Raw genomic sequence first — 12144 nt, 5'->3', positions numbered from 1 at the left:
TTGTTACAAACAAATATCGTCGCCTTTGTGATCGACGTTTCCCGGACAGGGCCTGGAGACTGGGCCGACATGTAGCGCGGTTTCCACGCTTTGCACAGAGACTTGCCTTCCCATTTCGCACGAATGTGAAGAGCATGGAACGGTTGTGATGAGGACGCCGATAGGGCATGTGTCTGGCTGATCACAGGATCCGACGCAGGACACGACCTTCCATGAAAATTTCCAGACGCAGCCAGGTAGAGCCATTCCACGCGATGGATGTGCTGGCCGAAGCCATCGAACGCAAGCGGCAGGGCCGGCCGGTTATCTCCTTGGCGGTGGGACAGCCGGCAAGCCCCGCGCCGAAGGCGGTGCTGGAAGCCGCGCGCGAGGCGCTTGTCGTCGGGCGGCTGGGCTATACGGATACGCTCGGGCTGATCGAACTGCGCCAGGCCATATCCGCCTATTACCGGCGGAGACACGGCGTTGATATCGACCCTGCCAGGATCGCCGTGACGACCGGTTCCTCAGCCGGTTTCAATCTGGCTTTTCTGGCGCTCTTCGATCCGGGCGACCGGATTGCGATTACCCGGCCAGGCTATCCGGCCTATCGGAACATCATGGCGGCGCTTGGCCTTGAGGTGGTGGAGATAGCGGTCGATCGCGCCAGCGACTTCACGCTCTCGCCGGCTGTTCTGGAGGACGCAGCCAGGACCCATGGAAGGATTGACGGGGTGTTGCTCGCCAGCCCCGCCAATCCCACCGGAACGGTGACGGGCAAAGGCGCGCTGGAAGCTGTCATGAACTACTGCCGCGAAAACGAAATCACTTTCATTTCAGACGAAATCTACCACGGTCTGACATTTTCCGGGGACGAAACGACGGCGCTTTCGCTTGGCGACGAAGCGGTCGTCATCAACTCGTTCTCGAAATATTACTGCATGACGGGGTGGCGGATCGGCTGGATGGTGCTGCCGCAGCAGGCGGTTCGCCCGATCGAGCGCATTGGCCAGAACCTCTATATCAGCGCGCCGGAACTCTCCCAGATCGCGGCCTGCGCGGCGTTCGACGCGACGTCTGAACTGGAGGCGGTCAAGGCCGTCTATGGCGAGAACCGAAACATGTTTCTGGAAAGATTGCCGAAGATCGGCTTTTCCATCGCCTCACCGATGGACGGCGCCTTTTACGCCTACGCCGACGCCAGCCGTTTTACCAACGACACATCCGAATTCGCCCGAACCATGCTGGAGGCAATCGACGTTGCGGCGACGCCGGGCAAGGATTTCGACCCGATCGACGGACACAAGACGATACGCTTCTCTTATGCCGGTTCGAGCGCGGACATGGCGGAGGCGCTGGACCGTATCGAGGATTGGCTGACTGCAAAATAGAAACGGCCGAACAAGGGTTCGGCCGTCTCGCTTAAATCTTAAAAGAAGCCGCGGCGTTGCCACCAACCGACTTTCTTCTCCTTCGGCTTTTCCGGCTCTGAAGCGTCGTCGGGCGCGTTGGACGTCAGAACCGGTCCGCTGTTTGCTGCTGCGTCCGAACCGGTCTTGCGGCGTGAGCGCTTGGGCTTTTCCGGAGTTTCCGCCCCGGTCTCTGTGGGCGCCGATGCGACTTCGTCGGCATTCGTCTCGACTGCGGGCGTCTCGACGGCGGGCGCATCGTCGGCGACGGGTTTTTCTTCCGTGTCCTTGGCGCGTGGTTTGCGACGCGAACGGGATTTGCGCGGCGCGGCTTCCTGCTCTTCGGCCTTCGCCTCTTCCGCAGGCGCGGCGTCGTCCGCCGGTTGCGTCGCGGCAGGTGTTTCCGCTTCAACGGACGCTTCCGCAGCGGATTCCCCGGCGTTGTCCGCTACCGTTGCGTCAGGGCTGTCGCTGTCGGCGGCGACTGCATTTTCCTGACCGCCGGCTTCGCCGTCGCGATTGCGCCGACCACCGCGTTTTCCGCGTCTGCGGCGCTTGCGTCTTTGATCGCCTTCGCCGCCATCCTGCTCGTCCGAATCGGCTTCTGCTGTCGACGGCTGTTCGTCCGACGCCGCATCGTCTGTCGCGGCTTCCTGCTGTTCACCGCCGCCGCGGCCGCCCCGCTTGCGCCGGCGGCGCTTGCGCTTGCGGCCTTCGCCTTCGGAATCGCCGTTATCCTGCTCCTCATCGGCGCTTTCGATCACTGCGACGGTGTCATCTTCGGTTTCAACAAACGGGATGACGATGTCTTCGACAACGACCGGGTCTTCGACTTTTTCGCCCTGGACGATGGTGACCATCTGCTGGCCGACAGAAGGATCGGCCTCGAGCGTAATCGTGAGGCCGAACCGGGTTTCCAGGTCCCTGATCGTGTCGCGCTTCTGGTTAAGCACATAGAGCGCGGTTTCCGGCAAGGTGCGCAGGGTGATGTTGTACTTGGTGTTGCGCAGCAGATATTCCTCTGCAGTGCGCAGGACGTGCAGCGCAACGGACGACAGCGAGCGCACGTAACCCGTGCCTGCGCAGTGTTCGCAGACCTGCATGGTGCTTTCCAGAACGCTGGCGCGGATGCGCTGGCGCGACATTTCCAGAAGGCCGAAATGGGAAATGCGTCCGACCTGGATGCGCGCGCGGTCGTTCTTCAGGCAATCCTTCAGCTTCTTCTCGACGGACCGGTTGTTGCGCTTCTCCTCCATGTCGATGAAGTCGATCACGATCAGGCCCGCGAGGTCGCGAAGACGCAGTTGGCGCGCCACTTCCTCGGCGGCTTCCATGTTCGTGCGCAGCGCCGTGTCCTCGATCGAATGCTCCTTGGTCGAGCGGCCGGAGTTGACGTCGATGGCGACCAGCGCTTCGGTCTGGTTGATGATGATGTAGCCGCCTGATTTGAGCGTCACCTGCGGCTGCAGCATCTTGTCGAGCTGCGCTTCGATGCCTGACCGCGCGAAGATCGGCTGCACGTCCCGATAGGGCTGCACCGCCTTTGCGTGGCTCGGCATCAGCATTTTCATGAAGTCCTTGGCTTCCCGGTATCCTTCCTCGCCGGAAACAATGACTTCGCCGATATCCTTGTTGTAGAGGTCGCGGATGGAGCGCTTGATCAGGCTGCCTTCCTCATAGACCAGACACGGCGCCATGGAGGTTAGGGTCAGGTTACGTACGGTCTCCCAGAGGCGCATCAGATATTCGAAATCGCGCTTGATCTCTGACTTGGTGCGGTTGGCGCCGGCGGTGCGCAGAATGACGCCCATGCCCTGCGCGACATCCAGTCCGCGCGCGATCTCCTTGAGACGCTTGCGGTCCTGCACATTGGTGATCTTGCGGGAAATGCCGCCGCCGCGCGCGGTGTTGGGCATCAGGACGGAATAACGGCCGGCCAGAGACAGATATGTCGTCAGCGCCGCGCCCTTGTTGCCGCGCTCTTCCTTGACGACCTGGACAAGCAGGATCTGTCGGCGCTTGATGACTTCCTGGATGCGGTACTGCTTGCGCGTCTTGCGCGCGCGGTCGGGCACTTCTTCCAGAGCGTCTTCGGCGCCGACGAGTTCGACGCTCCTGTCGCTGTCGTCTTCTGAAGCGTCGTCGTCGCCATCGTCCTCATCATCGACGCCGGGCTCCCGACGAACGGCTTCAGACACCTGGTCGGCGTCGATAACCGCGGCCATCGTTTCCGGCGGAGAGTTCTTGTCGTCGTCTTCATTGTCTGCAGCGCCCTGGCTTTCCGGGGCGTCTACAGACGGGTCGTCCTGCGGGGCAGGGGCTGCGACATCTTCAGAAGACGCCTGCACTGCGTCTTCAGCCGGTTCAGGACTTGAGCCGTCGTCAGTTGCGGTCGCCTCGACAGCGTCATCCGAACTTTCGCTCTTTGCGGTCTTGCCGGCGGATTCGGCCGTTTTGCTGCGGCTTCGCCTTGGCCGGCTCTTGCGACGGGCAGGCTTTTCCGTTTCCTCAGGCTGGTCGTCGTCATCGTCCATCGATTCCCGGGCTTCCGCCTCAAGAAGCGCCTGACGATCGGCGACCGGGATCTGGTAATAGTCGGGGTGAATTTCAGAAAAGGCGAGAAAGCCGTGGCGATTACCGCCATAGTCGACAAAGGCCGCCTGCAGTGAAGGTTCGACGCGAGTTACTTTCGCCAGATAGATGTTTCCGCGCAGCTGTTTCTTGTGCTGCGATTCGAAATCAAATTCCTCGATTCTGTTTCCACGAACCACGACGACGCGAGTTTCTTCCTCGTGGGACGCGTCGATCAGCATTTTGTCTGCCATGAATTGTTTGCTCCACGACGTTATACCGACGCCCGGCCGAATCGGGCGATCTCGCCCTTTTCCAGCCGGAGCCTGTACCGTCGATTTTTGATTGTTCTGCTGAACCCTGCCGGAGCCGACCTTCCACACCTGACGCGCCGCGCGATGCAGGTGTATTTGGGATTTCAGAAGGCGTTTCTCGTAGCATGTTGATCCAAGCAGATATTTACGAACATGCGGTCAATGTTGACCAATGAATTTTGGCTTGATGACAAGCCTCAGCATTTGCTGTTACTCGATGCCTGGAATCCTCCAGGATTGATCGATTACTTGAAGGATTTGAGCAACTTGGACGTCAGACGGATCGGCCGATGGCGCCATTTCTCCTGGTTCAGGTGGCAGCCCGGGTTGGACAATCCTATCTCGTCAGCCTATCAAACCCTCTGTCCGCTTTTATGTCCTTGCGGACGGTCTTGCAAGAGGCAAGATGCAGCTATTGCTAAATGATGAGTTGTATTGAGCGAATGGCGCCCTCTTAGATAGATCTCGAAACTTTCGATTAATATTAAGTATTTACGTCTGTTATGTAACTAAACGTTCTAAACATATCCCGAGCAGCGGAAGGCTCATGCGGACCTGTTGGGGGAGAGGCTCCCCATAGCGGTTTTCCGAGGGCGCTCCGGCTAAATTGCAGGATGCCGTCCTTGTTTGAATTGAGCTTCGCGAAACGTCGTGTATAGGTGTCGACAAATGCGGTCCGAATCCTGGAGTCGCGCCGGGATCGACGCTTGCCAGAAGAACAGATGCGAATGCGGAATTTCGGTGCTGACTGACGCTCTCCATCACAAGTTCGTGATACTGATGCTTACGCTATTGGCTGTCGCGATGACCACGGAAGCGGCGCTAACGACGCCGTCGAGCGCGACGGATGCGGCCGGCGACACGCAGTTCGCCTTCGAAATCCGCATTGCAGGCGATGCGACCCGGACGCGCATCGTCCTTGAATTCGAGGACAAGCCGGAGTTTTCCTACCACTATCTTGACGCTCCGCACCGCGTGGTCGTCGATTTTCCGGAGACTGTTTTCGGTTTCTCCGGGAAGGAGGCAGAGCCGCGCGGTCTGCTGACCGACGTGCGTTATGGCGCGATGGCGCCCGGGCGTTCGCGCATGGTCGTCTCGGCGTCCGGTCCCGTTCAGGTCGCGGAGAGTTTGGTCCTCGAAGACGACGAGGCGGACAGCTATCGGCTCGTGCTCGATATGGAGAGCATTTCGCACGACGAATTCGCGGCCCTGCTTTCGAAACAGCAGTGGTATTCGGAAGAGCAGGGCGAGAGCAAGGAGCCTGCTCCCGGCGCCGCTGCAGATCCTGCACACAAGTTCACCGTCGTCATCGATCCCGGTCATGGCGGCATAGACAGCGGCACGCGCGGACGAAACGGACTTGAGGAAAAAGAGGTCACGCTCAATCTCGGGACCGCTCTGAAGGATCTGCTGGCCGACAACAGCGCCGTGGAAGTGTTCATGACCCGGACTGACGACCGGTTCGTCTCGCTCGGCGACCGGGTGCGCTACGCCAGGGAACAAGGCGCCGATCTTTTCGTGTCGCTGCACGCCGATTCGATCCGTCTGAGAAAGATCAGGGGCGCCACGGTCTACACCCTGTCGGAAAAGGCGTCGGACGATTACGCCCGGGACCTGGCGCAGCGTGAAAACAAGTCCGATGCAATCGCCGGCCTGTCGTTCGAAGACGAACCGGAGCGCGTTGCCGATATCCTGATTGACCTCATGCGGCGCGAAACCAAGTTGTTTTCGGTACGTTTCGCGGATTCGGTCATTGAAAATCTCGATGGCAAGGTAGAACTGATCAACAACCCGCATCGTTACGCCGGATTCCGGGTATTGCGGGCGCCCGACGTCCCCTCAATTCTTGTTGAGATCGGGTATCTTTCCAACGCGGAAGATGAGAAACTGCTGCAGGACGAGAATTGGCTTGCGGAAATGGCCGATTTGTTGGCAAAAGCCGTCGACGATTTCCGTGTGCTTGTCAGAGGCGACGGAGAAGGGCCGGAGGAGGTCAACCTCAGCCGGGACTAGTGTTGGTCGATCTGGTGGTCGTGTTGCTTTGGCGCCACATTGTCGGCGCAACGGGATCGATTGGTCGGGCGGTGTGACGCGCAGCCCTATTTTGCGCACATTCGTCTCGGAATTGGGGCATACTGAAGCCTCACGGCGAATCGGCATGCATAACGCGGAAACGGTATAGTATTCATGGTCAGGCTGATAGGATATCTCTTCGGGATTGGAACGGTGTTGTTCCTGATCGTCGCCGCGGGCGTTTGGGTATACGTGGGCAACATGACCCAGGACCTGCCGGACTACGAGGTTCTCGCCAGCTACGAGCCGCCGGTCACCACCCGCGTCCACGCCTCCGACGGCAGCCTGATGGCGGAGTACGCCCGCGAGAGGCGTCTTTATCTGCCGATACAGGCGGTGCCTGACCGCGTGAAAGCCGCCTTTCTCTCCGCCGAAGACAAGAATTTCTACAGTCACCCGGGTCTCGACTACGGTGGACTGATGCGCGCGATCGTCACCAATCTCCAGAATTATTCCTCCGGCAGCAGAAGGCTCGTCGGCGCCTCGACGATCACCCAGCAGGTCGCCAAGAACTTTCTGCTGACCTCGGAGCAGTCGATCGAGCGCAAGATCAAGGAAGCCGTTCTCGCTTTCCGCATCGAGCAGGCCTATTCCAAGGACAGGATCCTCGAGCTCTATCTCAACGAGATCCCGTTCGGCTTCAACTCCTACGGCATCGCGGGCGCCGCCTTGATCTATTTCAACAAATCCGTCAGCGAACTGACGCTGCCGGAAGCCGCTTATCTTGCCGCCCTGCCAAAAGGGCCGGCGAACTACCATCCCTACCGGCACCCGGAAGCCGCCGTCGAGCGGCGCAACTGGGTGATCGACCGCATGGTTGAAAACGGCTACGTCGATACGCAGGACGGCGAAGACGCCAAGGCCCAGCCGCTTGGCGTCAATCTCCGCCGCTTCGGCTCCTATCTGTTCGCATCGGACTATTTTTCCGAAGAAGTCAGACGCGAAATCATGGAGCGCTATGGCGAGAAGTCGCTATACGAGGGCGGGCTTTCCGTACGCACGACGCTTGATCCGCACCTGCAGGAACTGGCGCGCAAGGCGCTTCAGCGCGGCCTGATGGGCTACGATACGAAACGCGGTTTTCGCGGACCTGTCGCGACTGTGGACGCCAGCGGCGACTGGGGTCTGGCGGTTTCGGAAATCAAACCGCTGCGCGACGTGCCGGAATGGCAGCTTGGCGTCGTTCTCGAAGCAGGCGCCGATACGGCGCAACTTGGCCTGAGGCCGGTCACCACGGCGTCCGGCGAAGTCGACGATGCGCGTGAAACCGTCACCATTTCCGGCTCTGACATGGAATGGGCCTACCGGCTTAACAATGACGGCGCGACGTCCAAGGCCAAAAGCGTTTCGGATATTCTGAAGGTCGGCGACGTCGTCTACGTTGAAGAGGTGCTCGGCGGCGAGCAGGACGCGGCCAACAAGTTCGTCATGCGCCAGGTCCCGGAAGTGGAAGGCGCGATCGCCGCAATGGATCCGCACACAGGACGCGTGCTCGCGCTGATCGGCGGATTCTCCTTCTCGAATTCGCAGTACAACCGGGCCACCCAGGCCATGCGTCAGCCGGGTTCCTCGTTCAAACCCTTCGTCTACGCCGCTGCGCTCGACAATGGCTACAGCCCGGCGTCAGTGGTTCTCGACGCGCCGATACAGATTGTTTCGGGCAACGAGATCTGGGAGCCGAAGAACTATGGCGGCGGATCGGCCGGCCCTTCCACTTTGAGGCTCGGCATCGAGCGCTCTCGCAACCTGATGACAGTGCGTCTCGCCAAGGATATGGGCATCGAACTCGTCGCCGAATACGCCGAGCGCTTCGGCATCTATGACGACATGCCGCCTTATCTGCCGATGGCGCTGGGCTCGGGCGAAACGACGGTGCTGCGCATGGTGACCGCCTACGCGGTTCTGGCGAATGGCGGCAAGCAGATAACCCCGTCGCTGATCGACCGGATCCAGGACAGATACGGCCATACGATTTACAAGCACGAAGATCGCCGCTGCGACGCGTGCAACGCTGAAGAATGGCAGAACCAGCCTGAGCCGGAGATCATCGACATGCGCGAGCAGGTGCTCGATCCGATGACCGCCTACCAGGTGACCTCGATGCTGGAAGGCGTGGTGACCCGCGGTACAGCGGCGAGCAAGGTCAATCTCGATCGGCCCGTCGCCGGCAAGACCGGCACGACCAACGAGGAAAAGGACGCCTGGTTCGTCGGCTACACGCCCGATCTCGTAGCCGGCGTCTTTATCGGTTTCGACAATCCGACGCCGATGGGTCGGGGATCGACCGGCGGCGGCCTTGCTGCGCCCGTCTTCAACGAGTTCATGAAGGCGGCGCTGGAAGGCAGACAGCCGATCGGCTTCCGCATTCCTCCCGGTCTGAAACTCATTCCGATCAACCGGAAGACCGGCATGGAAGCAAGAGCCGGCGACCCGGATGTGATTTACGAATCCTTCAAGCCAGGCACCGGACCGGCCGACTTCTTCTCCGTCATCGGCGCGGAATACGCCACCGGCGCCGAAATTCTCGATATCTCTCCGCAGGCGAACCGGGCTGTCGGCTCCGGGGCCGGAGGTCTTTACTGATCTGATCAGTCACGCAACGGACAGAGCCCTTTTCTATGAAATTGAAAGGGGCTATGGTCCGCGCGATTCTGCCTGAGGGCGACAACACACGTGTAAGAAACCAGGGTATATCATGCGTTCGGAAATTCAGTCTCTCGTCGACGAAATCAAGCAGGCCATAAGCCTGCTGAGGAGGCATCTTTGACTGGGAACCTGCTCTCAAAAGACTGGAATTCCTGAACGTCAAGGCTGAAGATCCGGATATCTGGAACGATCCGCAGGAAGCGCAGAAGCTGATGCGCGAGCGTCAGCAACTCGAAGAGCGGATCAACGGTCTGCGCGGACTCGAAACCCGGCTTGACGACAATATAGGCCTCATCGAACTCGGAGAAGAAGAGGGCGACGGCGACGTCGTGACCGAAGCCGAGGACGCGCTGCGCGCGATGAAGACCGATATCGAGCGTCAGCAGATCGAATTGCTGCTTTCAGGCGAGGCGGACGAGAACGACACTTATCTTGAAATCCACTCCGGCGCCGGCGGGACGGAAAGCCAGGACTGGGCCAACATGCTGTTGCGCATGTATTCCCGCTGGGCGGAAAAGAACAAGATGAAGGTCGAGGTCCTCGAAATCCACGACGGCGAAGAGGCAGGCATCAAGTCGGTGACGATGCTGGTCAAGGGCCACAACGCCTATGGCTGGCTGAAGACCGAATCCGGCGTGCACAGGCTTGTGAGAATTTCGCCTTTCGACAGCCAGGCGAGACGCCACACTTCGTTCTCGTCTGTATGGGTCTATCCGGTGGTCGACGATTCGATTGAAATCGACATTCCGGATTCCGATGTGCGTATCGACACATACCGCGCGTCCGGCGCCGGCGGGCAGCACGTCAACACGACCGACTCCGCGGTGCGGATCACCCATATTCCGACCAATATCGTGGTGCAGTGCCAGAACGAGCGTTCGCAGCACAAGAATCGGGCCACCGCCTGGGAAATGCTGCGCTCGCGTCTCTACGAAGAAGAGTTGAAGCGCCGCGAGGACGCGGCCAGCGAGCAGGAAGCCTCAAAGACCGATATCGGCTGGGGCCACCAGATCCGCTCCTACGTGCTGCAGCCCTATCAGCTTGTGAAGGATCTTCGCACCGGCGTGGAAAGCACGAGCCCCCAGGACGTGCTGGACGGATCGCTTGACGAGTTCATGGAAGCAGCGCTCGCCCACCGCGTCCATGGCGGCGACGAGGTGGTCGAGGATATCGCCTGATAAAGCTGCGGGATCAGTTGCTCGCCGGCAGGAATTCGTGGTCGCCGAACTCGTCGACAAAGAGCTCCCAGGTGTCTGGCTCCGTGATGGACGGGTCTTCCTTCAGGTAGACATAGGTGACGAAACCGGCGTTTTCCGACACGCCGGTGGAGTTCTCCGGCCGCATGTCGGTGATGTAGGCGCTCATGTCGGTCAGTTCCTGGATCTCTCTTGTATCGAGAACGGTCGGGCTGCCGTCCGATAGACCAAGCTTCTGCAGATAGAGCCTTGAGGTGTTGTCCTGCGAACGAACCGCGACGGCGCGGTAATACCCGCTGCCGGCGTCGCCGTCGGCTGAACTCTCCCATCGACCGCCGCTCACCACGGCGACCACCTTTGGCGAGAGGGCGTCGGCGGCTTCACGCGCATTCTCTTGCGCTATCGCGATGGTAGCGGGACCGGACGCGAGAAAAAGGGACAGAAGGGCTGCGCGCGCGCCGGACTTCAAATCGGAGGGTAGGGACGTAGTTGGCATTTCGGCCTCCCGGGCTGTTTTCCTGATTCAGGGCCTGTGAGCACCTTCTATAGCACGACAATGCGACCGAATCCGAGCCTTCGTCGCTAGTAGAGAAACTGTTCGGCCAGGATCCTGTCTTCCCAACTGTGATCCGGATCCGAGAGGATCTGAACGGTGACTTCGCTGGATTCGCGGATGCTGACGTGAACGACGGATTTGACTTCCGTATGGTCCGCAACGGCGTTGACCGGTCGTTTCCTGTTTTCCAAAACCTCGATATCGACCTTCACGCGGTTAGGCAGAAGCGCGCCGCGCCAGCGCCGGGGACGAAACGCGCTGACCGGCGTGAGAGCAAGCAGGGGGGCCTCCAGCGGCAGGATCGGCCCGTGCGCCGAGAGATTATAGGCGGTCGAACCCGCCGGCGTCGCCACCATGACGCCGTCGCAGATCAGTTCCGCGAGACGTTCGCGTCCGTCGACCATCACGCGCAGCTTGGCGGCCTGATAGGACTGCCTGAGCAGGGAGACCTCGTTGATCGCGTAGGCTGCTGTTTCGTTTCCTTCCGTGTCGGTCGCCACCATCTCGAGCGGGTGGATGTTGTGTTTGACGGCGTCCGCGATGCGTTCGATCAGTCCCTGTTCGTGATATTCATTGAGAAGAAAGCCGACCGAGCCGCGGTTCATGCCGTAGAGCAATTTGTCGGAATGCATGTTCTCGTGCAGCATCTGCAGCATGAAGCCGTCGCCTCCGAGGACGACGATCACATCGGCATGTTCAGGGTCCGTCTGGCCGTACAGAGCGGCGAGTTTTTTCGCCGCGCGCCGCGCGCTGTCGGCTTCGCTGTATACAAACGCCAGAGACGGTGTCCGACCTGTCATGATTGATCCTTCAAGAGCTCTTTCTAGGATGGCGTTCGGCGATCGCGGATACAAGGGCTATCGGATACAGCGATTAAGGATTGTATAATTTCGACGATTTTAACTTTACACACTTTTCGATTATGATAAGTGCACCGCGTTGCCCTTGTAGCTCAGTTGGTAGAGCATCTGATTTGTAATCAGGCGGTCGGGAGTTCGAGTCTCTCCGGGGGCACCAAAAACTCAACAAAAACAACATAATGAACGGTTGATCAGAATTATTCTGTGTCTTCGCGAAATTGTGTCCGCATAATGTCCGGATTTCCATTTCACTTCCTTCCCGAATATCCGCTTGCTGAAATGGTGATAACGCCGCCGCGATGGCCGCATCTTTCACAACGCAATGCAGACGCGATGCGGGTTTCGCCGATGATGACGTAATCCGGTCCGAAGCGTTCTATCAGCCCATCGATCGGCAGCGCTCTGCCATGGCTGCACCCGTGAGCGCCGCAATTGCCATACAGCGTGATGCCGTTTGAGCGTTTGAAGTCAGAGAGAGTTTCGAGGGAAATGGTCACAATGCGGCTCCATGGTTTTCAGGTCTGCCGCACGGGGAATATA

General features: G+C 59.6%; 8 protein-coding genes and 1 tRNA gene. 5 read left to right on the top strand and 4 right to left on the bottom strand.

Features of this window, described 5'->3' with window-relative positions; translation table 11 throughout:
- Positions 1–212: 212 nt before the first annotated feature.
- Positions 213–1370, top strand: a complete 1158-nt coding sequence (locus K1W69_RS24305; RefSeq protein ID WP_220231074.1) for a pyridoxal phosphate-dependent aminotransferase — start codon at positions 213–215, stop codon at positions 1368–1370.
- A gap of 38 nt (positions 1371–1408) precedes the next feature.
- On the opposite strand, the gene K1W69_RS24300 is transcribed toward K1W69_RS24305, so the two are convergent.
- Complete coding sequence (locus tag K1W69_RS24300) at positions 1409–4213, bottom strand: ribonuclease E/G (RefSeq protein WP_220231073.1); 2805 nt, start codon at positions 4211–4213, stop codon at positions 1409–1411.
- A 729-nt stretch (positions 4214–4942) separates the two neighbouring features.
- Between K1W69_RS24300 and K1W69_RS24295 the strand changes: the two genes are divergently transcribed.
- From K1W69_RS24295 to prfB, 3 genes are all read left to right on the top strand, one after another.
- Positions 4943–6286 carry an N-acetylmuramoyl-L-alanine amidase gene (locus K1W69_RS24295; protein ID WP_220231072.1) on the top strand — a complete coding sequence of 448 codons (1344 nt, stop codon included), beginning with the start codon at positions 4943–4945 and terminating at the stop codon, positions 6284–6286.
- Between the two features lie 174 nt (positions 6287–6460).
- Positions 6461–8929 (top strand): penicillin-binding protein 1A, encoded by a 2469-nt coding sequence (locus K1W69_RS24290; RefSeq protein ID WP_220231071.1) that lies wholly within the window; start codon positions 6461–6463, stop codon positions 8927–8929.
- Positions 8930–9041: 112 nt separating this feature from the next.
- Positions 9042–10170, top strand: a protein-coding gene (gene prfB, locus K1W69_RS24285) for a peptide chain release factor 2 (RefSeq protein ID WP_220231070.1) whose coding sequence is annotated in 2 segments (ribosomal slippage) — positions 9042–9110 and positions 9112–10170 — 1128 coding nt in all. Because the reading frame shifts where the segments join, the coding sequence is not laid out codon by codon here.
- 13 nt (positions 10171–10183) lie between these two features.
- Here the strand turns inward: prfB and K1W69_RS24280 are convergent.
- Positions 10184–10684: a hypothetical protein gene (locus K1W69_RS24280; protein ID WP_220231069.1), complete on the bottom strand. Its 501-nt coding sequence runs from the start codon at positions 10682–10684 to the stop codon at positions 10184–10186.
- An 86-nt stretch (positions 10685–10770) separates the two neighbouring features.
- A complete protein-coding gene (locus K1W69_RS24275) occupies positions 10771–11544 on the bottom strand; it encodes an NAD kinase (RefSeq protein ID WP_220231068.1) in 774 nt (257 codons plus the stop codon).
- Positions 11545–11685: 141 nt separating this feature from the next.
- On the opposite strand from K1W69_RS24275, the gene K1W69_RS24270 reads away from it, so the two are divergent.
- Positions 11686–11761: transfer RNA gene (locus K1W69_RS24270), tRNA-Thr, on the top strand.
- A 91-nt stretch (positions 11762–11852) separates the two neighbouring features.
- Here K1W69_RS24270 and K1W69_RS24265 read toward each other — a convergent pair.
- Positions 11853–12101 carry a CpaF/VirB11 family protein gene (locus K1W69_RS24265; protein WP_220231067.1) on the bottom strand — a complete coding sequence of 83 codons (249 nt, stop codon included), beginning with the start codon at positions 12099–12101 and terminating at the stop codon, positions 11853–11855.
- Positions 12102–12144: the final 43 nt, after the last annotated feature.

It is taken from the genome of Flavimaribacter sediminis, from assembly GCF_019492055.1.
GTDB classification, from domain to species: Bacteria; Pseudomonadota; Alphaproteobacteria; order Rhizobiales; family Rhizobiaceae; genus Flavimaribacter; species Flavimaribacter sediminis.
Note: the sequence above shows the minus strand (reverse complement) of the source record. Positions and strands in the feature narration are given on the sequence as shown.